Annotated in this window: 13 protein-coding genes; 11 read left to right on the top strand and 2 right to left on the bottom strand. The window is 70.9% G+C overall.

The features are described 5' to 3' along the window. The first annotated feature begins 80 nt into the window (after nt 1–80). From J0911_RS05070 to J0911_RS05060, 3 genes are all read left to right on the top strand, one after another. Nucleotides 81–1,592, top strand: a complete 1,512-nt coding sequence (locus J0911_RS05070) for a flavin-containing monooxygenase (protein ID WP_207274380.1) — start codon at nt 81–83, stop codon at nt 1,590–1,592. Nucleotides 1,593–1,870: 278 nt separating this feature from the next. After that, nucleotides 1,871–4,264, top strand: coding sequence for an NAD-dependent DNA ligase LigA (gene ligA / locus J0911_RS05065; protein WP_307864924.1), 2,394 nt, complete (start codon nt 1,871–1,873; stop codon nt 4,262–4,264). Between the two features lie 89 nt (nt 4,265–4,353). Further along, nucleotides 4,354–7,401, top strand: a complete 3,048-nt coding sequence (locus J0911_RS05060) for a 3-keto-alpha-glucoside-1,2-lyase-like domain-containing protein (RefSeq protein ID WP_207274378.1) — start codon at nt 4,354–4,356, stop codon at nt 7,399–7,401. Between the two features lie 81 nt (nt 7,402–7,482). On the opposite strand, the gene J0911_RS05055 is transcribed toward J0911_RS05060, so the two are convergent. Both J0911_RS05055 and J0911_RS05050 read right to left on the bottom strand, forming a co-directional pair. Further along, nucleotides 7,483–8,154, bottom strand: a complete 672-nt coding sequence (locus tag J0911_RS05055; RefSeq protein ID WP_207274377.1) for a ThuA domain-containing protein — start codon at nt 8,152–8,154, stop codon at nt 7,483–7,485. Next, a complete protein-coding gene (locus J0911_RS05050) occupies nt 8,151–9,299 on the bottom strand; it encodes an ROK family protein (RefSeq protein ID WP_242636320.1) in 1,149 nt (382 codons plus the stop codon). The genes J0911_RS05055 and J0911_RS05050 overlap by 4 nt, the downstream gene beginning before the upstream one ends. Before the next feature lie 179 nt (nt 9,300–9,478). Between J0911_RS05050 and J0911_RS05045 the strand changes: the two genes are divergently transcribed. From J0911_RS05045 to J0911_RS05010, 8 genes are all read left to right on the top strand, one after another. Then, nucleotides 9,479–10,999, top strand: a complete 1,521-nt coding sequence (locus J0911_RS05045; RefSeq protein WP_207274376.1) for a sugar ABC transporter ATP-binding protein — start codon at nt 9,479–9,481, stop codon at nt 10,997–10,999. Nucleotides 11,000–11,028: 29 nt separating this feature from the next. Further along, complete coding sequence (locus tag J0911_RS05040) at nt 11,029–12,024, top strand: ABC transporter permease (protein WP_207274445.1); 996 nt, start codon at nt 11,029–11,031, stop codon at nt 12,022–12,024. A 79-nt stretch (nt 12,025–12,103) separates the two neighbouring features. Next, the gene (locus tag J0911_RS05035) at nt 12,104–13,162 is read left to right on the top strand and encodes a substrate-binding domain-containing protein (RefSeq protein WP_242636319.1); all 1,059 of its coding nucleotides are present in this window, start codon (nt 12,104–12,106) and stop codon (nt 13,160–13,162) included. A gap of 100 nt (nt 13,163–13,262) precedes the next feature. Then, the gene (locus J0911_RS05030) at nt 13,263–14,441 is read left to right on the top strand and encodes a Gfo/Idh/MocA family protein (RefSeq protein ID WP_207274375.1); all 1,179 of its coding nucleotides are present in this window, start codon (nt 13,263–13,265) and stop codon (nt 14,439–14,441) included. 142 nt (nt 14,442–14,583) lie between these two features. Beyond that, on the top strand, nt 14,584–20,190 hold the full coding sequence (locus tag J0911_RS05025; RefSeq protein WP_307864919.1) for a ThuA domain-containing protein: 5,607 nt from the start codon (nt 14,584–14,586) through the stop codon (nt 20,188–20,190). A gap of 256 nt (nt 20,191–20,446) precedes the next feature. After that, nucleotides 20,447–21,037, top strand: coding sequence for a hypothetical protein (locus J0911_RS05020; protein WP_207274374.1), 591 nt, complete (start codon nt 20,447–20,449; stop codon nt 21,035–21,037). Nucleotides 21,038–21,117: 80 nt separating this feature from the next. Beyond that, entirely contained in the window at nt 21,118–22,125 is a 1,008-nt protein-coding gene (locus tag J0911_RS05015) for a sugar phosphate isomerase/epimerase family protein (RefSeq protein ID WP_207274373.1), read from the top strand. Nucleotides 22,126–22,148: 23 nt separating this feature from the next. Beyond that, nucleotides 22,149–23,132 carry a sugar phosphate isomerase/epimerase family protein gene (locus J0911_RS05010; RefSeq protein WP_207274372.1) on the top strand — a complete coding sequence of 328 codons (984 nt, stop codon included), beginning with the start codon at nt 22,149–22,151 and terminating at the stop codon, nt 23,130–23,132. The last annotated feature ends 36 nt before the right edge of the window (nt 23,133–23,168 follow it).

Raw genomic sequence — 23,168 nt, 5'->3', positions numbered from 1 at the left:
CCCGACAGGTGATGTGGCGTTAGCATTCGACCGGATTGCCACAAGGAAAATTCTTTCCAGACGAAGGAGCAGGGGAAACAGTGAGGATCGCCGTCGTCGGAGCCGGTTTCGCGGGGCTCGCCACCGCCAAGGTGCTCAAGGAACTGGGGCACGAGGTCACGATCTACGAGAAGGCACCCGATGTCGGCGGCGTGTGGAGCGTGACCCGTCGCTACACGGGCCTGCGCACGCAGAACAACCGCGACTCCTACGCGTTCTCGGATCTGCCGATGCCCAAGGAGTACCCGGAGTGGCCCACGGGGACGCAGGTCCAGGCCTACCTGGAGCAGTACGTGCGCACGTTCGACCTCAAGCCGGCGCTACGGCTGTCGACCGAGGTGGTCCGCGCCGAGCCGACTCCTGAGCAGGACGGCTGGCTCGTGACCGCGCGCCCCTCGGGCGCGCCGCTGCGCGCGCCCGAGCGCTTCGACCACCTCGTCGTCGCCAACGGCATCTTCTCCGACCCTGTCCTGCCCCGGTACGACGGATACCCCGACCTCGTGCGCGCCGGCGGGCGGCTCATCGCGTCCAGCCAGCTGAACGACGTCGAGTCGGTGCGCGGCAAGCACGTCGTCGTCGTCGGGTACGGCAAGTCGGCGTGCGACGTCGCCGCCGAGATCGGCGAGGTCGCCGCGAGCACCACGGTCGTCGCACGCCACCTGCTGTGGAAGATGCCGAAGAAGATCGCCGGCACGCTCAACATGAAATACCTTCTCCTCAACCGGCTGGGCGAGAACCTGTTCCGGTACCAGACGCAGGAGACGCGCATGGAGCGGTTCCTGCACGGCCCCGGGAACCCGGTCCGGCAGGGCATGGTCGACTCGCTCGGGAAGTTCGTGACCGCCCAGCTCGGCCTGAAGAAGCTCGGCCTCGTGCCGCACGGCGAGTTCTCCGACATCGCCAGCAGCACCATCTCCCTGTCGACCGACGGCTTCTACGAGCAGGTCGCCGCCGGCACGATCACCGTCCACCGGGACACCGAGATCGCCCGGTTCGTCACCGCCGACGACGGGCAGCCGGTCGCCGAGCTCACCGACGGCGCGAGTGTGCGGGCCGACGTCGTCGTGTGCGGCACGGGATTCCACCAGCGGATCCCGTTCCTGGACGACTCCATCGCCAAGCGGCTCCAGGACGAGGACGGCAACTTCGAGTTCTGGCACCAGATCCTGCCGCACGACGTCCCCAACCTCACCTTCGCCGGGTACAACTCGTCGCTCTTCAGCCCGCTGTCGGCCGAGGTCGGCGCGCTGTGGATCGGCGCCTACCTGGCGGGGGCGCTCGAGCTGCCGCCGCTCGAGGAGCGGCGCGTCGCGGTCGCCGAACGGGTGCGGTGGATGAAGGAGCGCACCAAGGGCAAGCACGCCCGGGGCACCAACGTCATCCCGTTCTCGCTGCACAACATCGACGAGACGCTCGCCGACATCGGCATCGACGTCTCCCGCGGCACCAAGGTCAAGCAGTGGCTCCTGCCCCTGGACCCCGGTGACTACGCCGGCCTGCTCCCGAAGCTCAAGGAGAAGATCGCGAACCGCGAGATCACCGTCGACGCCTAGCGGGACGGTTCCGCTGCGGGCGCGTGCCTCGTTCCTCGGCCCGCACCCTGCGCTGCACCTCTCGTCGATGTCGGACCGGTGGTGACAGCTCCTCGGGTTCCGCTGCGGGCGCGTGCCTCGTTCCTCGGCCCGCACCCTGCGCTGCACCTCTCGTCGATGTCAGACAGCCGGGTCATGATGGACCCGTGACCGAGCGCAACGCCAACACCCAGTCCGTCGTCCTTGAGGACGCGCCCGCCGACACCTCGTCCGACCCCGCGGTCGCGGCCGACGAGCAGGTGGCCGCCCAGCGCCGCTGGGCGGAGCTCGCCGAACTCGTCGAGGCGGCGCGCGAGGCGTACTTCGCGCGCGACGCGCCCGAGGTGTCCGACGCCGAGTACGACGGCTGGATGCGCGAGCTCACCGCCCTCGAGGCCGAGTTCCCGTCGCTGGTCACGCCCGAGTCACCCACGCAGACCGTCGGTGGTGCGGCCGCTGCGGGGTTCGCCACCGTCCCGCACGTCGAGCGGATGCTGTCGCTGGACAACGTCTTCAGCACCGACGAGCTCGCCGAGTGGGCGGCCCGGGTGCACCGCGACCTCGGCCTGGCCGAGGACGTCGCGCCGAGCTACCTGTGCGAGGTCAAGATCGACGGGCTCGCCATCTCGCTGGTCTACGAGAACGGCCGGCTCGTCCGTGGCGTGACCCGCGGGGACGGCCGCGAGGGCGAGGACGTCACACGGAACGTCCTGCGCATCGCCGGCATCCCGCAGCGGCTCGCGGGCGACGGCCATCCCGACCTCGTCGAGGTGCGCGGCGAGGTCTTCATCCCCGTCGCCACGTTCGCCCGGCTCAACGAGCTCCAGGAGCAGTTCCGCGAACGGGTCGTGGAGGAGGCACGGCAACGCGCGGGCCACGCCGTGGGCAGGTCGTTCGACGAGGACCGAGCACGCCTCGCCGCGTTGCGCCGGTTCCCGCAGTTCGCGAACCCGCGCAACGCGGCGGCGGGCGGGCTCCGCCAGCTCCTCGACCAGAAGGAGGGCCTCAACCTGGAGGCCGGGCTGGCCCGCCTGGAGGGGCTGCGGATGTACGCCCACGGCATCGGCGCACTGCAGTGGACCACGGGCGAGCACGCGGAACTCGCCAGGCAGTCGGACGCCTACACCCTCTTCGAGCAGTGGGGCATCCCGGTGTCCCCGCACAACCGCGTGGTCGACGGCCTCGACGGCGCGCGCGAGATGATCGCCTACTTCGCCGAGCACCGGCACGACATCGAGCACGAACTGGACGGCATCGTCATCAAGGTGGACAGCCGCGAGCAGCAGCGGAGCCTCGGCGCCACCAGCCGCGCGCCGCGCTGGGCCATCGCCTACAAGTATCCGCCCGAGGAGGTCAACACGCGCCTGCTCGCGATCCAGATCGGCGTCGGGCGCACCGGCCGGGCGACGCCGTACGCGGTGATGGAACCGGTCACGGTCGCCGGCTCCACCGTCCGCCAGGCCACCCTGCACAACCAGGACGTGGTACGGGCCAAGGGAGTCCGCATCGGCGACGTCGTCGTGCTGCGCAAGGCCGGAGACGTCATCCCGGAGATCCTCGGTCCCGTCACGGCCCTCGCGGACGACGGCTACCCGCGGGAGGACTTCGTCATGCCCGCCGAGTGCCCCGAGTGCGGCACACCGCTGCGCCCGATGAAGGAGGGGGACGTCGACCTCCGCTGCCCCAACGCCGAGTCGTGTCCCGCCCAGGTACGGGGACGCGTCGAGCACATCGGTTCGCGCGGCGGCCTCGACATCGAGGCGCTCGGCGAGGTGACCGCCGCCGCGCTCACCCAGCCCCGCGTGCCCGCCACCCCACCGCTGCGCACCGAGGCGGGACTGTTCTCCCTCACCCTCGACGACCTGGTCCCCATCGAGGTCGTCGTCCGCGACGCCGAGACCGGCGAACCCAAGGTGGACGACGACGGCGTGGCGCGGGTGCGCAGGCCCTTCCAGAAGACGTCGAAGGTCTACCCGCCGGGGACCGAGGACATGGACCCGGCGGAGCGCCGCCGCGCGGGCATCCGCAAGGACCACGAACTCGTGGAGCCGTCCGCACAGGCGACCAAGCTCCTCGACGAGCTCGAGCTGGCCAAGACCAAGGAGCTCTGGCGCCAGGTCGTCGCGCTGAACATCCGGCACGTCGGGCCCGTCGCCGCCCGTGCGCTCGCCGACTGGTTCGGCTCGCTGGACGCGATCCGCGCCGCGTCGCGCGAGGAGCTGGCCGCCGTCGACGGGGTGGGCCCCGTCATCGCCGACGAGCTGCTCGCCTGGTTCGACGTTCCGTGGCACCGGGAGATCGTCGAGGCGTGGAGCGCGGCCGGTGTCCGGTTCGCCACGCCGGGCCATCCGGGCCCGGCGGAGATGGCCGCGAAGGCCGCCGAGGGCGTGGAGCCGGAGGGTCCGCTGGCCGGTCTCACCGTGGTGGTCACCGGGTCACTGGTGGACTTCACGCGTGACGGCGCCAAGGAGGCGGTCATCGCCGCCGGAGGCAAGTCCGCCGGGTCCGTGTCGAAGAAGACCGACTACGTGGTCGTGGGCGAGAAGGCGGGGTCGAAGGCGGCGAAGGCCGAGGAGCTCGGGTTGCCCATCCTCGACGAGGACGGCTTCAAGGCGCTCCTGGAGGGAGGGCCGGCGGCGCTGCCCTCGGAGTAATGTCGATGAGTTGACGTCTTCTGCTTGACGATCGACAGAAGTCCTCATAGGTTCGGCTCCGAAAGGTCAAAGCCGACCGAGGAGGGCGCATGCGCTCGCGAGGATCCACTACCCGTACCAGACAGGCGGTCGCGCTCGTCGCCGCCACCGCAACGACAGGCGCCGTGCTCGCGGGGGCCGTCCCCGTCGCCGCGGCCGCCGACGACCTGCCCCCGCAGGAGCCCGGCGTCACCCTGAGAACCTATGACGTGGCGCGGGACATCAGCGAGCTGTGCACGCTCCGCTCGGGCCAGACGCCGAACGTGGACCAGCTCAAACCGACCATCGACTACGCCACCGAGGCGGACTTCGGGATGGGCGACCGCTTCATCGCCCACGCCCTGGCGAACCTGTCGGTGCCGGCTGACGGTACCTACGAGTTCCGGCTCACGAGCGACGACGGCTCGCGCCTGGTCATCGACGACAGCGTTGTCGTCGACCACGACGGCCTGCACGGGGCGGAGCCCGCCGACGGCTCGGTCGCTCTCACCTCCGGCTACCACGACCTGCGGGTGGAGTACTTCGAGAACACCGGCGACCAGGTCCTCAAGCTCGAGTGGCGCCCGCCGGGGGCCACCGGCTTCGAGGTCGTGCCCTCGACCGCGCTCAGCACGGAGGCGGGCGTGGTGCGCGTGACCGCGCCGGGCACCAAGTACTGCGAGGGGCAGGACGACACGGCGGGCGACGGTATGCGCCTGGACTCCGTCCACCCCGGTTACACGCTCACGGACCTGCGCCCGGAGGGCTTCGAACCGATGGTCGCGGCGCTCGACTGGACCGCCGACGACCGCCTCGTCGTGGCCACGTCGGGTTCGGTCAGCCCCGGTGGCTGGGTCGAGGACCCGGAACCCGGCGAGGTCTTCCTGCTGGACAACGTGACCGGCGAGACGTCGCGGGACCAGGTCACCGTCGAGAAGGTCGCCACGGACCTGTTCAACCCGATGGGTGTGGCGGTGATCGGCGACTCGATCTACGTCTCCGAGCGTGACCGCCTGACGGAGCTGACGGACCCGGACGGGGACGGCTTCTACGACGAGCACCGTACGGTGGCGCAGTGGCCCTTCGGCGAGAACTTCCACGAGTTCGCCTTCGGCCTGCTGCACGACGAGGACTACTTCTACGTCAACCTGTCGGTCGCCATCAACAACGGCGGTGCCACCACCGACCCGCAGCCCGCGCCGAACCGCGGTACCACCGTGCGGGTCGACCGGGAGACCGGCGAGGTCGAGTACGTGGCCGGCGGCCTGCGGACGCCCAACGGCATGGTCGAGGGGCCGGACGGGGAACTGTTCGTGATGGACAACCAGGGTGCCTGGCTGCCCAGCTCGAAGCTCGTCCACATCGAGGAGGGCAAGTTCTTCAACCACTTCACCAACCCCGCGGGTCCGTTCGACGAGCAGCCGGTGAGCGCCCCCGCACTGTGGGTGCCGCAGAACGAGATCGGCAACTCGCCGAGTTCCCCGGTGCGCCTCGAGGAGGGACCCTACGCGGGCCAGCTCGTGTTCGGCGACGTCACCTACGGCGGCCTGCAGCGCGGCTTCCTCGAGAAGGTCGACGGCGAGTACCAGGGTGCCGTGTTCCGGCACTCTGCCGGGCTGGAGGCCGGTGTGAACCGCACCGTCGTCGGGCCCGACGGAGCGTTGTACGTCGGCGGCATCGGTGAGGGCGGCAACTGGAGCGAGCCGGGCAAGCTCCGGTACGGCCTGCAGAAGCTGATGCCGAACGGCGAGGGCACGTTCGACATGACCGAGATGCGCGCCACCAGGAAGGGCTTCACGATCGAGTACACCGAGCCGCTGTCCGAGGAGACGGTGGCGAAGATCGCCGAGGACCCGAACCAGGCGTTCCGCATGGACCACTGGCGCTACGTGCCCACCCGCGCCTACGGCGGGCCGAAGGTCGACGAGCGACCGCTGTTCGTCTCGGACGCCCGCGTGTCGCGGAACGGCACGAAGGTGTCGCTCACCGTCGACGGCCTCGAACCGGGACGTGTGGTGCACCTGCGCAGCCCGCGCCCCTTCACCGACGCCGAGGGCCAGGAGCTGTGGAACACGGAGGCCTGGTACACGCTGAACGCCGTCCCGGGCTACCGGGCGCCAGCCGAGCGTGGCTACCACGAGGCGGAGGAGGCGACGCTCCGGGGGTCGGCGAACGTCGACACCGAGCACAGCGGCTATTCCGGTTCCGGGTTCGTGGACGGGCTCGGGGAGGTGGGCGCGTCGGCGACGTTCACCACGGACGTTCGTCACGGCGGCACGTGGCCGGTGAGTCTGCGCTACTCGAACGGGCCCAACCCGTTCGAAGGCACCAAGACGGTCTCGGTACTGGTCAACGGCGAAGAGCTCGAGCCATGGGCGCTCGAGTCGACCGGTGACTGGAAGACCTGGGCGACGGCGACCCGCGAGCTGCCGCTGGAGCGAGGCACCAACACCATCACGCTGCGTTACGACGAGGAGGACGACGGCAACGTCAACCTCGACGTCCTCACGGTCGGCCGGCACACGGACATCTGCCGCCCGGAACGGTACAAGCAGGGGTACGAGGCCCTGTTCGACGGCACCCTGGAGTCGCTGGACGGCTGGCGCCTGGCGGGTGCCGGGTCGTTCGGCAGGCAGAGCGACTGCTCGATCCGCAGCACGGGGGGCATGGGCCTGCTCTGGCACACCGGTGAGGAGCTGGGGGAGTACAGCCTCAAGCTCGACTGGAAGCTGGTGAAGGACGACAACGGCGGTGTCTTCGTCGGATTCCCCGACCCCGGCAACGACCCGTGGGTCGCGGTGAACGAGGGCTACGAGATCCAGATCGACGCCAGCGACGAGCCCGACCGCACGACCGGGTCGATCTACACCTTCCAGGGTGCGGACCAGGCCGCCGTCGACCAGGCGCTGAACCCGCCGGGGTCGTGGAACTCCTACGAGATCCGCGTCGTCGGCCAGACCATCACGGTGTTCCTCAACGGGGTGCTGGTGAACGACTTCGTCAGCACCGATCCCGCTCGTGACCTCGCTCAGGGGTACGTGGGCCTCCAGAACCACGGGGGTGGGGAGACCATCTACTACCGCGACGTGCGGGTGAAGGACCTGTCGGACGCCGGCTGACGCCTGACGCCTGACAGAGCCGAGATGACGCCCGGGACGTGCCGTCCCGGGCGTCATCGCGTCGTGCGGTGCCGGCAGCGGCTACGGTGCCGGACGCGCCGCCCAGAGGAGCCCGCGCGTGATGATCCGGCGGATCGACGGATGCTCGAGCTCGGCGGTCGAGTGGCCGACGGTGCAGGCGAAGACCCGCCCCTTGCCCCAGTTCCTGGTCCACGTCACGGGGACGGTGACGGGCTCGTGCCAGGGCGTGTCCGGCCCGGGCCGGTGCGTGGTCGTCATGAGGACGTCGCACGCCGGGTCGTGCTGCACCCAGTACTGCTCGGTGTGCAGCCGGATCGGCGACTCGAGGCCCTCGACGACCGGGTGGCCGGCGCGCTCGGGACGGACGACGATCTCGTGGTCGACGAAGTCGCCGGGGTGGGCGACGAACTGGCCGCCGACGATGTGCTGGAAGTCGGTGGCGTTGCGGAAGGCGTCGAGGATGCCGCCGTGCCAGCCGGCGAGGCCGGTGCCGTTCTCCACCGCGATCCGCAGACCGTGCATCTCCTCGACGAGGATGTCGCCCATCGTCCAGGACTGGACGACGAGGTCGGTCCTGGCCATCGCCTCCTCGTCGGCGTAGATCTCGAGCGAGTCCTCGACGGTGACGTCGAATCCGGCGTCCTCGAGGACCGGGACGAACAGGTCGGTGGTTTCCACGGGGTCGTGCCCGTCCCACCCTCCCCGGACGACGAGTGCGGTACGCGTGGTCACGAGACCTCCTTGGCGGCGATGAGCGTGTCGACCGACGATGGCGCGAGGTACTGCTCGATGACAAGGGTCGCGGCTCCGACGACGCCGGCCTGCGCGCCCGCCTCGGACGGCGTGATCCGCAGGTCTCGCGTGGCCAGTGGGAGCGACCGCTGGTAGACGACCTCCCGGATCCCGGCCATGAGATGCTCGCCGGCTCCGGCGAGGATGCCGCCGACGACGATCCGCGCGGGGTTCAGCAGGCTGACGGACGCGGCCAGCACGCTGCCGATGTCGCGCCCTGCCTGGCGGACCGCCTGTCCCGCGGCGACGTCTCCGGACCGGACGAGGTCGACGATGTCCTGGGTGGTCTCCACGGCCGCGCCCGAGTCGCGCAGCCGGGTCACGATGGCGGCGCCCCCGGCGACCGCCTCGAGGCAGCCGCTGTTGCCGCACCGGCAGGGGATGTCGCCCGCGCCGGGTACGGTGACGTGCCCGAGGTCACCGGCGGCGCCCTGCGCTCCCCGGCGCAGGTGGCCGTCCATGATGACGCCGGCCCCGATGCCGGTCGCCACCTTGACGAACAGCAGGTCGTCCGCCTCGGGCGTCATCGTGCGGTGCTCGCCGAGCGCCATGATGTTGACGTCGTTGTCCACCATCACCGGGGCCCCGAGCCGCGCGTACAGCTCGGCGGGGACGTCGGCACCGCCCCAGCCCGGCATGATCGGCGGGTTGACGGGCCGGCCCGTGCCGTGGTCGACGGGGCCGGGCAGTCCGATGCCGACGCCGGCGAGCTCGTCCATGTGACGCCCGGCCTGCGTGACGAGCTTCTTGCCGGTCTCCGCGACCCAGGTCAGCACGCGGTCGGGGCCGTCCGCGATCGCGAGCGGCTCGTCGACCTGTGCGAGCGGCTCGGCGGCGAGATCCGTGACGGCGATGCGGGCGTGCGTCGCCCCCAGGTCGACGCCCAGCGCGATCCGTGACCCGGGGTCGAAGGCGAAGGTCGACGGCGGCCGCCCTCCGGTACTGGTCGCCTCACCCGCGGGTGCCAACAGCCCGACGGACCGGAGCGCGTCGATGCGCGCGGCGACGGTCGACCGTGACTGCCCGGTCTCGGCAACGAGTGAGGCACGCGTCCGCGGTGCGCCGTTCCGGAACAGTTGGAACATGTCACCCGCTCCCGTCGGTCGCGGCGGGAATTTCGCCAGCCCTTCCATGAGCACAGTGAACCATGCCACCTTTCGTCGCCACTTTGTCGTCTGCTGATCCCGATCACGGGAAGGTAACGTTCCCAAAGTACCGGAACTTATGATTGACAGTGCGCAGAAGTCGCCCCTAGGGTCGGCGTATGGTCACTGGAGACCCAACAGCACCGCTGCTGGAGATGCAAGGCATCGTCAAGCACTTCCCGGGCGCCAAGGCGCTCGACGGCGTCGACCTCGACGTGGTGCCCGGCGAGGTGCACTGCCTCCTCGGTCAGAACGGGGCCGGGAAGTCGACCCTCATCAAGGTCCTCGCCGGTGCCCACCAGCCCACCGCCGGCACGATCCGGCTGGACGGCGAGCAGATCCGGATCCCGCACCCGGTCGCGGCCCTCGAGCACGGCATCGCGACGATGTACCAGGAGCTCGACGTCGTCGACGGGCTCACCGTCGCCGAGAACATCTACCTCGGGCACGAGCTCGCGTCGGCGGGCTTCACCCAGCGGCGACAGGCCGCGGCCCGTACCCGCCGCCTGATGGAGCGACTCGGGCACCCGGAGATCGGTCCCCACCAGGAGGTCGGTGCGCTGTCGGCGGCCGGCAAGCAGGTCGTCTCGATGGCCCGCGCCCTGTCCCGCGACGCGCGGGTGATCGTCATGGACGAACCGTCGGCGGTCCTGGACTCCGGCGAGGTGGACAACCTCTTCCGAGTGGTCGAGGAGCTCACCGCCCAGGGCATCGCGATCATCTACATCTCCCACCGCCTCGAGGAGATCCGCCGCATCGGCGACCGCATCACGGTGCTCAAGGACGGCATGACCGTGGGCCGGAACCTTCCGGTCGCCTCGACGTCCACGGACGAGCTCATCAAGCTCATGACCGGTAAGGACGTCGAGTACGCGTTCCCGGAGCGGCCAGGTGTCCCTCAGGACGCCCCGGTCCGGCTGGAGGTGGACGGGCTCGGTCTCGGGGACACCTTCCGCGACGTCTCGCTGACCGTCCGGGCCGGCGAGATCGTCGGCCTGGCCGGACTCGTGGGTTCCGGCCGCTCGGAGATCCTCGAGACGGTCTACGGCGCGCGCCGCGCCACGGCGGGGACGGTCACCCTCGACGGGCGAACCCTGCGCCGCGGATCCGTGGCCGCAGCGGTCTCCGCCGGGATCGGCCTCGCCCCGGAGGAGCGCAAGAGCCAGGGCCTGGTGCTCGACGAACCCGTCTACCGCAACGTGACCCTCGCCAGCTTCGCCCGCATGGCGCGGGCCGGCTGGCTCGACGAGCGTGCGGAGAGGAAGGCCTCGCAGGAGCAGGCCGCCGCTCTGGACCTCCGCCCCCGCGACGTCGAGCGCTCGATCCGTACGTTGTCGGGAGGCAACCAGCAGAAGGCGATGCTCGCCCGCTGGCTCGTGCACGGCTGCGACGTGCTGCTGCTCGACGAGCCCACCCGGGGCGTCGACGTCGGCGCGCGGTCGGAGATCTACGCACTCGTCCGTCGCCTTGCCGACGCGGGGACCGCCGTCCTCGTCGTCTCGAGCGAGATCCCCGAGGTGCTGGGACTGGCGGACCAGGTTCTGGTCGTGTCCGACGGACGGGTCGTGCACAGCGCACCCGCGCAGGAGATCGACGAGCACCAGGTGCTCGACCTCGTCATGGAAGGAACAAGCGCGTGACCGAACCCACGGCCGTCCCGCCGGCCGACATGGAGACCAAGAAGGAGGGCAGGACCCGGCTCCCGTCGCTGCTCTCCGGCCCCGCCGGCCGCAACGTCGGGCTCGTGCTCGCCCTGGCGCTGATCTGCGTGGTGGGCGTCATCACGGGCGGTGAACGGTTCGCCAGCATCGACAACCTCATGGTCGTCCTGCGGCTGGCGTCCGTCATCGGTGTCCTCGCGATCGGGATGACGTTCGTCATCACCTCCGGAGGCATCGACCTCTCGGTCGGCTCCGTCATGGGCCTGACGACCGTCTGGGCCACCACGTGGGCGACGCAGGCCATGGCCGACGACCTCCACTGGGTGGTGATGGTCTTCACGGCCATGGCCGTCGGTACGGTCGCGGGCCTCGTGAACGGGGCGATCATCGCCTACGGGCGAGTCGTTCCGTTCATCACCACGCTCGCGATGCTCGCGAGCGCCCGCGGGCTGGCGGAGATGATCTCGAACCGGCAGACCCAGCGGGTCCAGAGCGACGCCTTCATCGAGTTCTTCCGGCTGGAGCCGCTCGGGGTGCCGATCCTCGTGTGGATCTTCGCGGCCGTGTCGGTGGCCGGCTGGTTCCTGCTCAACCGGACCACGTTCGGGCGGCGGACCGTCGCGATCGGCGGCAACGCGGAGGCGTCGCGCCTCGCCGGCATCAAGGTGCAGCGCCACACCCTGTACATCTACGGCCTGGCCGGCCTGACCGCCGGGATCGCCGGCGCGATGATGCTCGGCCGTACCACCGCCGGCACCTCCACCCACGGCATGCTCTGGGAGCTCGAGGCCATCGCCGCCGTCGTCGTCGGCGGCACCCTGCTCATCGGCGGCCGCGGCACGATCGTCGGCACCGTGGTGGGCGTGCTCATCTTCACCGTGCTGACCAACGTGTTCACCATCAACAACATGTCGACCTCGGCGCAGCTCGTCGCCAAGGGCGCCATCATCGTGGCGGCCGTCCTTCTGCAGCAGCGTTTCGCCAACCGGTCGAAATCGACCTGACCGGCCCCACGGGGCCCACTCCCACAGCAACCTGACCTCATCCCCCCCGCAAGTACCGGACCGAATCGAGGAAGATCTCATGTCCGCTAGGAAGAACCTCCGCCGGATGCTGGGCATCCCCGCCGCGCTGGCCGCCTCCGCCCTGCTGGTCGCCGGTTGTGTCAGCAACGAACCGCCCGAGGAGGAGAACGACTCCGTGAGCCAGGACGACGGCTCCGGCGGCACCGCCAACGACGAGCCCGGAGAGACCGTGACGATCGGGTTCTCCGCCCCGGCGGCCGACCACGGCTGGATGGGTGCCATCACCCAGGCCGCGCTCGACACCGCCGAGCAGTACGAGGACGTCGAACTGCGCCAGGCCGAGGCCACCAACGACGTCAACATGCAGATCAGCCACATCGAGCAGTTCATCAACGACGGCGTCGACGCCATCGTGCTCCTCCCGTTCGACGGCGACGCGCTGACCGAGGTCGCCCTCGACGCGATGGAGGCCGGGATCCCGGTCATCAACGTGGACCGTGAGCTGTCCAGCCCGTTCGCCTCCCGTGCCACCATCCTCGGCGACAACTACGGGATGGGCGTCTCGGCCGGCACCTACATCTGCGAGCAGCTCGGCGACCAGCCCGACGCCGTCGTCGCCGAGATCCAGGGCATCGCCAACCTCCCGCTGACGCAGGACCGGTCCCAGGGCTTCGCCGACGCCCTGAGCGACTGCGGCCTGGAGGTCTCCACCCAGGTGGCCGCCGACTTCACCATCCAGGGCGGGGAGACGGCGACGTCGAACCTCCTCCAGGCGGAGCCCGAGATCGACGCCATCTGGAACCACGACGACGACCAGGGCGTCGGCGTCCTGGCGGCCATCGAGAACGCCGGCCGTGACGAGTTCTTCATGGTCGGCGGCGCCGGCTCGCTCGACGTGATGGAGCACATCCAGGCCGGCGACTCCGTCCTGCAGGCGACCGTCGTCTACCCGTCCACCCAGGCGGCCGACGGCATCAAGCTGGCCCGCCTGGTCGCCCAGGACAAGAGCATGTCCGACCTGGTCTCCGCGGGCGTGCCGCGCACCATCCAGCTCCACGCGCCGGTGGTGACGGCCGACAACGTCGACCAGTACATGGACCTCGGCTTCCGTTCCTGACGACGGACGCCACCGACGGTGGCGAGGCGGCCAGAGCCTCGCCACCGCCCTCCCGGCTGCCGCGAAGGCCGCCGGTCCCGACGACGGAAGGACCACACTCATGGGTGACGCGCCCCGCGATCAGCTAGGCGTCGGCATGGTCGGCTACTCGTTCATGGGCGCCGCTCACTCCCAGGCCTGGCGTACCGCCCCGCGCTTCTTCGACCTCCCGATGCGGCTCGACATGCGTGTCGTCGCCGGACGATCCGCGGACGGCGTCCGAGCCGCCGCCGACCGGCTCGGCTGGCAGGACTCGACCACCCAGTGGCGCACCCTGCTCGAGCGCGACGACGTCGACCTGGTCGACATCTGCACGCCGGGTGACACGCACGCCGAGATCGCCGTCGCCGCCCTGGAGGCCGGCAAGCACGTGCTGTGCGAGAAGCCGCTGGCCAACACGGTCGCCGAGGCCGAGCAGATGGCCGCGGCGGCCGAGCGGGCGGCCGAGCGGGGGGTCCTGGCGATGGTCGGCTTCACGTATCGCCGGGTCCCGGCCATCCAGCTGGCCCGCCGGCTGGTGGCCGACGGCCGCATCGGCGAGGTGCGCCACGTGCGGGCGCAGTACCTGCAGGACTGGCTGACGGACCCGGCGGCGCCGCTCTCGTGGCGGCTGGACAAGGACAAGGCCGGCTCCGGTGCCCTGGGTGACATCGGGGCGCACGTGGTCGACCTGGCCCAGTTCATCACCGGTGAGTCGGTCGTGGGGGTCAGCGGACTTCTCGAGACGTTCGTCCGTGAGCGCCCGGTGGCGTCGTCGTCGTCCGGCCTGTCCGGCCAGGCGGGCGAGGGCACCGGCGCGGTCACCGTGGACGACGCCGCGCTGTTCTTCGGTCGGCTTTCCGGCGGAGGCCTGGCGAGCTTCGAGGCCACGCGGTTCGCCGCGGGCCGCAAGAACGCCATCCGGCTCGAGATCAACGGGTCGCGCGGCTCGCTGGCGTTCGACTTCGAGGACATGAACGTGCTGCACTTCTTCGACGACGGCGAGGACGCCGGCACGGCCGGCTTCCGCCGCATCATGGTGACCGAGCCGGACCACCCGTACATCGCGGCCTGGTGGCCGCCCGGCCACGGGCTCGGCTACGAGCACGGGTTCACCCACCAGGTGGTGGACCTGGTCGGAGATCTCGCGGCCGCCCGCCAGCCGCGGCCGTCGTTCGCCGACGGCCTGGCCGTCCAGCGCGTGCTCGACGCCGTCGAGCGGAGCTGGCAGCAGGGCAGCGGCTGGGTGGAGCTGTCCTGACGGCTCCGACCCGTCCGACGAGAGGAGGAGCGGGCACGCACGGTGCCCGACAGACACGACCACACCGGTGACGATGCCGTCAGGGCCGACGGATCGGGACCCCGGAGCGCGACAGGACCGTTCGACGACGAAGGAGTTCTTGGTGAGAAACTTGCTCTGGGGAGCACCGCGTGCGGGCCGGTGGCTGATCGCCGTCGCCGCAGCGATCGCGGTCGCCGCTCCCATGACACTGGCCGGCGCGACGCCGGCGCAGGCAGCCGTGCAGGCTGCCCCCTCGACCGGACGACTCGCGGCGGCACCGGCCGAGGCCGACCCGTTCACCGTGCTCGTCTTCTCCAAGACGGCGGGATTCCGGCACGGGTCGATCCCCGCGGGGATCGCCGCCATCGAACAGCTCGGTGCCGACCACGGTTTCACCGTGGACGCCACCGAGGACGCCGCGGCGTTCACGGACGAGAACCTCGCGAACTACGACGTCGTCGCGTGGCTCTCCACGACCGGCGACGTCCTCGACGACGAGCAGCAGGCCGCGTTCGAGCGCTACATCCAGAACGGCGGCGGCTACGCCGGGATCCACGCGGCGTCCGACACGGAGTACGACTGGCCGTGGTACGGGGAGCTGGTGGGGGCCTACTTCAACTCCCACCCGCAGAACCAGGACGCCACGATCAAGGTCGAGGACCACGACCACGCCTCGACCGAGCACCTGCCGCAGCGCTGGGAGCGGTTCGACGAGTGGTACAACTACCGCGAGAACCCGCGCGACGAGGTGCACGTGCTGGCGTCCCTGGACGAGTCCACCTACGACGCCGGGACGGGCGCGATGGGCGCCGAGCACCCGATCGCCTGGTGCCAGGTGTACGACGGCGGCCGCTCCTGGTACACGGGCGGCGGGCACACCGACGAGTCCTACTCCGAGCCGGAGTTCCTCGAGCACCTGCTGGGCGGCCTGCAGACCGCGGCCGGCGTCGTCGACTCCGACTGCTCCGCGACGCAGAGCGACAGCTACGAGATGGTCTCCCTCGACGAGGACACGGCCAACCCGATGATGCTGGACGTGGCCCCCGACGGCACCGTCTTCTACGTCGAGCGGGACGGGCGCGTCCAGGTGATCGACCCCGCGTCGAACACCACCAGCACCGCGATGACGCTGTCGGTCACGCAGTCCAACGAGGACGGGCTGACCGGCGTCGTCCTCGACCCGGACTTCGCCGCCAACGGCTGGATCTATCTGTTCTGGTCCCCGGAGGACGTCGGCGACGACGGCCCGCACAACCGCGTCTCGCGCTTCGACTACGACGCGGCCTCCGGCACGATCGACCCGGCCACCGAGGAGACCGTGCTGGTCATCCCGACGCAGCGCGAGACGTGCTGCCACGCGGGCGGTGACATGGTCTTCGACGCCGACGGCAACCTCTACGTGGCCACCGGCGACAACACGAACCCGTTCGAGTCGCAGGGCTACGCGCCGCTGGACGAGCGGAACGGCCGCGCGAACTTCGACTCCCAGCGCACGTCGGCCAACAGCAACGACCTGCGGGGCAAGATCCTGCGGATCACACCGCAGGACGACGGCTCGTACACCGTCCCCGAGGGCAACATGTTCGCCCCCGGCACGGCGGACACCCTGCCCGAGATCTACGCGATGGGCTTCCGCAACCCGTTCCGGATCGGTGTCGACCCGGCGAACGGGAACGTCCTGGTCGCCGACTACGGGCCGGACGCGGGGTCGGCCGACCCGGACCGCGGTCCTGCCGGCACGGTCGAGTGGAACGTCGTCAGCGAGCCGGGCTTCTACGGCTGGCCGTACTGCACCGGCGCGAACAACGCCTACCGCGAGTACGACTTCGCCACCGGCCAGTCCGGCGCGGCGTACGACTGCGCGGGCGGCCCGGTGAACGACTCGCCGAACAACACCGGCATCACCCAGCTCCCGCCGGCCGTGGAGGCCGAGGTCTGGTACGGGTACGCGACCAACCCGCTGTTCCCGGAGATCGGCGGCGGTGGTGCGCCCATGGGAGGCCCGGTCTACACCTACGACCCGGAGCTGGAGTCCGACGTTAAGTGGCCCGCCTACTGGGACGGCAAGGCGCTGTTCGGCGAGTGGAACCAGGGGCGGATGTACTCCTTCCAGCTCGCCGGCGAGCAGCGCGACGACCTGGTGGACATCAACCGTGTCCTGCCCGGGATCTTCGACCCGGACGCCGGGTTCGACCGTCCGATGGACTTCGACTTCGGTCCGGACGGCGCGCTGTACGTCGTGGACTGGGGATCCGGGTTCGGCGGCAACAACGACAGCTCCGGCGTGTACAAGGTCAACTACGTCGAGGGCGACCCGGCGCCGATCGCCCGGGCCTCCGCCGACGTGACCGACGGCCTGGCCCCGCTGACGGTGCAGTTCTCCTCCGAGGGCACCCGGCACCCGGCCGGTGAGCCGATCTCGCTGCAGTGGACCTTCGGCGACGGCTCCGAGCCGAGCACCGAGGCGAACCCGACCCACACCTACACCGAGAACGGCCGCTACACCGCCCAGCTCGTCGCCACGGACGCCGCCGGCCAGACCGGCGTCGCCAACGTGACGATCGTGGTCGGCAACATCGCCCCGGAGGTGTCGATCACCTTCCCGGAGAACGGCGGCTTCTTCGAATGGGGCGACCAGGTCCGCTACGAGATCGACGTCGACGACCCCGACGGTGAGGTGAACTGCGACAACGTCTCCCTGTTCACGTCGCTCGGACACGACTCGCACGCCCACCCGTTCGACGAGCTGACCGGCTGCTCGGGCGTCATCCAGACCGCCCGCGACGAGGGCCACGGCATCGAGTCGAACATCTTCTGGGTCATCGAGGCGTTCTACACCGACGACGGCGGCGCGGCCGGCGTCCCGCTGACCACGACCGACCTGCAGGTGCTGCAGCCGAAGCTGGTCCAGTCGGAGTTCTTCACCGGCACGGGCCGGGTCGACGGCATCGGTGACGGCGCGGGCGACCCGGGCGTCCAGATCGAGGAGACGGGCGACAGCGCCGGCGGAGGCCAGAACATCGGCTTCATCGAGCCGGGCGACTACTGGGCCCACGAACCGGTGAGCCTCGCGTCCGTCGACGCGATCTCGCTGCGTGCCGCCTCGGCGGGCGCCGGCGGCGAGGTGTCGCTGCGCTGGGACGCGCCGGACGGCCCGGAGATCGGTCGTGTCACGGTCCCCGGCACCGGTGACTGGCAGGAGTACACCGACGTCGCGACCGAGCTGACCGATGTGCCGTCGGGCTCCGGCTCGCTGCACTTCGTGCTGCTCTCCGGCGGCATCAACGTCAACTGGATGGAGATCGACGGCCGCGGTGTCACCGACAACGAGCGGCCTCGGGTCGAGCTGTCGGTCGACCCGGTCTCGGGCGACGCCCCGCTGACCGTGACCGCGACCGCCGAGGCCACCGACCCGGACGGGTCCGGTGACCTGACCTACGCCTGGGACGCCGGTCTCGGTGACGGGTTCGTCGACGGCACCCCGGCGTTCGAGCACACCTACGACGAGCCGGGCACCTACCGTCTCCAGGTGCGCGTCACCGACGAGGGCGGCGCCTACGCCGTCGAGTACGTCATGGTCGAGGTCACCGGCACGGTGCCGGAGCCGACGCCCTGCCTGTCCGGCAGGTCGGACGACTTCCTCGGTGACGAGCTCGACCCCGAGCGCTGGACCGTGCTCGACCGCAACCAGGACCTCCGGGTCTCCGACGGCCTGCTGACGGTCCCGGCGACCGCCACGGACTTCTACGGGACGGGCAACGTCACCGTGCCGAACCTCGTCCTGCAGGACCTGCCCGACGGACCCTTCACCGCGACGGCCAAGGTCACGATCCCTGCCTACGCGCAGTACCAGCAGGCCGGCCTGCTGATCTACGGCGACGCGGACAACTACGCGAAGATGGTGATCCAGGGCCGTTCGGCGCCCGCCGACCCGGCCACGCGCATCTTCCAGTACATCCGTGAGGAGGACGGCGCGCCGAACGAGGTCGGGGACTCCAACACCGCGGCGCTCGGCGAGGCGTACCCGGACACGGTGTACGTGCGGCTGGCCAGCAGCGACGGCGAGGACCTGACGGCGTCGTACTCGTCGGACGGCGTGGACTTCACGGCCATGCCGGAGACGAAGTCGCTCACCGGCATCGACGACCCGCGGATCGGGCTCGTCGCGCTCGCCGGCACCGGTTCGGCCGCGGAGGTGGTGGACGCGCAGTTCGACTGGTTCCACATCACCCCGGACGACACGGCCGGGACGCCCGGGCCCGACGACGAGTTCGACGGGGACGCCCTCGACGGGTGCCGCTGGGACGTCGTGCGCGAGGATCCGGAGGGGTACCGGGTGACCGGTGGCGCCCTGGAGATCGACACGACCCCCACCGACATCTACACCGGCAGCAACACGGACACGCCGAACATCGTCGTCCAGGCCCTGCCGGACGAGGACTGGACCGTCGAGACACGGGTCGACGGGTCGGACTTCGACCAGCAGTACCAGCAGGCCGGCCTGATCGTCTACGGCGACGACGACAACTACGTCAAGCTCGACCTCGTGACCGACAACGCGGCGGGCGACCCCGTCGCGCAGCGCCTCGAACTGCGCAGCGAGGTCGACGCCGTCGTACAGGATCCGCAGCCGAACGTGAACGACCTCACGTCGGGCGTGTGGCACCTGCGGTTGTCGAAGGAAGGGTCGACCTTCACCGGCGAATACAGCGCGGACGGTGAGGACTGGACGCCGTTCGCGGAGTCCGTCACGCACGACGGCCTGGAGGACGCGCGGGTCGGGCTGTACGCGCTCGGCGCCTCCCAGCAGTCGGCCGCCACGGCGTCGTTCGACCACTTCCGGGTGGCGGGCACCGCCGCGCCGCTCGAGGTGGCCGGCACGATCTCGCCCGCCGACCCGGACGGGCCCGAGGGGCAGTGGCTCGGGCCGGTCACCGTGACGGTGGAGACCACGGGCGGCCCGGACGGCGCCCAGGTGTACCGGGAGGTCGACGTCGACGGCGGTGGCTGGGCCGAGTACACGGCGCCGCTGGAGATCTCGGAGCCCGGCACCCACACCGTGCAGGTACGGGCGTCGGCGGACGGCGAGACCGTCGTCGGGGAGACCCTCGAGTTCACCATCGCCGAGCCGCCGCTCACCGAGGCGACACCCGCGGTCGACGTCGTGCAGCCGACGTGCTCGTACGACACGTCCGGGTCCGAGGTCGTCACGGGAGGTGCGCTCGTCCCGGCCGAGGTCACCGGCGTGCGGTCCTACGTGGTGCGGGAGTGGACCGACGGCGGGGCCGGTGACCGGCTGTACGAGCTGGACGACCTGGCCCCGGGGGAGTACCGGGTCGCGGCCCGGCCCGCCGAGGGGTACGCCCTCGTCGGTGAGGGCGACTGGAAGGTCCGGGACAACGGGCTCGCGGTGCTCTTCGTGACGCTCGAGGAACCCGAGTGCCCGGACCCCGCGACGCCGGACGTCGTCGTCACTCCGGCGACGTGTGACGCCGGGGGATCGATCGACCCGGTGGAGCTGCCGGGCGTCCGCAGCTACGTCGTCCACCGCTGGGTCGACGGCTCGCCTCGCGGCAAGCCGCGCGACCTGGACGACCTCGCACCGGGCGACTACCGCGTGATCGCCTCCCCGGCGCCACGCACCGACCTGACCGTGACCGGGGACTGGGAACTCAGCCCGTCCGGCAAGGCGCGGGTGATCGTGACCGTCGAGGAGAGGTGCGACTGACAGACCCGGGGTGTGCACCGGCTCACCGGTGCACACCCCGTCGACCGCCGTCGGCACCATCGCGCTCGACGCCCCGCCGGCGACCTCGGCCCAGGGTCGTCACGGGGTGCGGTGGGGCCCGGCGGCAGGGTCGGTGACACCGGCCCAGCCTCGGCACGAGGTGGACGCGCTCCGGCCTCGTGCCGAGGTCCGGGGCGCTCGGCGGCTCCCGCCGGGCCGGAGAAGTACGACGATGTGGAGTGGGGAAGGAACGGACATGCGACGGTTCACACGCCTCGGCGCGGCGCTCGGGCTCGCGCTCGGGCTCGTCGTCGGGCCCGCCGCCACGGCTCCCGTGGCCGCTCACGGCGGCGCGATCGACGTCGACCTCGGCACGGACGGGGCCGGTGGCCTCTCCGTGGCGGTGACCTGGGCGGGTGACGGACATCCCGTCGAGGAGTCGGCCGTCGTGGTGGTGCGGGCGGTCTCCGACGCCGGGGAGGAAGTCGGCCCGGTCACGCTCGTCTCCGCGTCGGAAGGCGTCGGCTGGTACCGCTCGGAGACCGCACTGCTCGACGAGGGGCACTGGACGGTCACGGCCCGCGTGAAGGAACCGAGGAAGGCGACGGCGAAGACGGAGCTCGACGTGGCGGCGCCACCGGCGCCCGCACCGTCGGAACCGGAGCCGACGGCCTCCTCGGACCCGGCCACCGGCGGCACGGCGGGGACCGACCCGTCCGGCGGCCGACCCGACGTGGCCACCGGCACGGCCGTGCGAGGCCCGGGCGTGGCCGGCTGGACGGCGGGCGCGCTCGTCGTCGCCGGGGTGATCACGACCGCCGCCGTGCTCCGCAGGCGCAGGACATGACCGAAGACCGACGGCGAACCGCCGACGCCGGAGCGCCCCGTGCGGGACGCGTGCAGGACACGTAACAGGAGGAAAGCACGATGACACGACCGATCACGCTGTTCACGGGCCAGTGGGCCGACCTGCCTCTGGAGGAGGTGGCCGGGCTCGCCGCGGGCTGGGGCTACGACGGCCTGGAGCTGGCCTGCTGGGGCGACCACCTCGACCCGTGGCGATGGGACGACGACGAGTACGTGGCCGGCCGGCTCGAGCTGCTGGAACGCCACGGGCTGAAGGTCTGGGCGATCAGCAACCACCTCAAGGGACAGGCCGTCTGCGACGACCCCATCGACCAGCGGCACCGCGACATCCTCTCCGACCGCGTGTGGGGCGACGGAGATCCCGAGGGTGTCCGGCAGCGCGCGGCGGAGGAGATGAAGTGCACCGCCCGGCTCGCCGCGAAGCTGGGCGTGAAGACCGTCGTCGGGTTCACCGGGTCGTCGATCTGGAAGTACGTCGCCATGTTCCCGCCGGCCTCGGCCGCCATGATCGAGGCCGGCTACCAGGACTTCGCGGACCGCTGGAACCCGATCCTCGATGTCTTCGACGAGGTGGGCGTGCGGTTCGCGCACGAGGTGCACCCCAGCGAGATCGCCTACGACTACTGGACCACCGTCGCCGCCCTCGAAGCCATCGGGCACCGCGAGGCGTTCGGCCTCAACTGGGACCCGTCGCACATGGTGTGGCAGGACCTGGACCCCGTCTCGTTCCTGTGGGACTTCCGCGACCGCATCTATCACGTGGACTGCAAGGACACCAAGAAGCGCATGAGCAACGGGCGCAACGGCCGCCTCGGGTCCCACCTGCCGTGGGCCGACCCCCGTCGCGGCTGGGACTTCATCTCCACCGGGCACGGCGACGTGCCCTGGGAGGACGCCTTCCGGATGCTCAACACGATCGGCTACGACGGCCCGATCTCCGTGGAATGGGAGGACGCGGGCATGGACCGCCTCGTCGGCGCTCCCGAGGCGCTCGAACTGGTGCGCCGCCTCGCCTTCGACGCCCCCGACGCCGCCTTCGACGCGGCGTTCAGCAGCAGCACGGAATAGACGCCCGAGCGAAGGAGCACCTCATGACCACATCCGCTGATGTCAAGCGTCGGACCTTCATGCGGCTCGCGGCATCGAGCGTCGCCATCGGCGCGGGCGCGCTCGCCGCCGCGACCACCGCGCCCGCGGCGGCGGCGCAGGCATCCGGCCGCGGCCACGGCCGGAGGCTGGTGCCGCCCGGGCACCTGGGCATCCAGCTCTACACGATCCGTGACAAGGTGCAGTCCCTCGGCTTCCGCACCGTGTTCGAGCGGCTCTCCGAGATGGGTTACCGGGAGATCGAGTTCGCCGGCTACAGCCAGGGCACCGGGCCCATCACCCCCGAGGAGATCCGTACGCTCCTGGACGACAACGGACTGACCGCCATCGGCGCGCACCGCGGGATCGGGGACTTCGCGGCGAACATGGAGGCGGAGCTCGACATCGCCCAGACACTCGGCATGGCGCACCTCGGCACGGCCAACGCACCCACGAGCGACCGCACCGTGGACGGCTACCTCGCGGCTGCCGAGCAGTTCAACGGATTCGGCGAGGCCGCCGCCGCACGGGGCCTGAAGTTCTACCAGCACAACCACGACGGCGAGTTCGGGTTCGCCACCGACCGCCCCGACGTGCGGCTCTACGACGTGTTCCTGGAGCACACCGACCCGCGGTACGTCTTCCTCGAGATGGACGTGTACTGGGCCTTCGTCGGCAAACACCGGTACCCGGGCTTCGAGCCCGTGGACTACGTGCTCGCCAACCGGCACCGCTACCCCCTGTTCCACATCAAGGACGGCCGCGCGGAGCCGGAGACGGAGTCCGGCTACGGCATCGTCGAGTTCGGGGCGGGTGACATCGACTACCAGGCCTTCCTCGGGGCGCTCGCGGGAAGCGGCCGACACCATCCCATCTGGGAGCAGGACAACGCCGCCCAGGTGGCCGAACCGCCGCACCCGCTCGACTCGCTGGGCAATGCGGCGCGCAGCGCCGAGCGCATGCTCGACCTGCGTGCCCCGAGGTGCTGACGGGGCGTCTTCCGACCGGGCGAGGAACGGGCCGCG

It is taken from the genome of Myceligenerans salitolerans, from assembly GCF_017349295.1.
GTDB lineage: Bacteria > Actinomycetota > Actinomycetes > Actinomycetales > Cellulomonadaceae > Myceligenerans > Myceligenerans salitolerans.
This window is presented reverse-complemented; position numbering and strand designations above follow the sequence as displayed.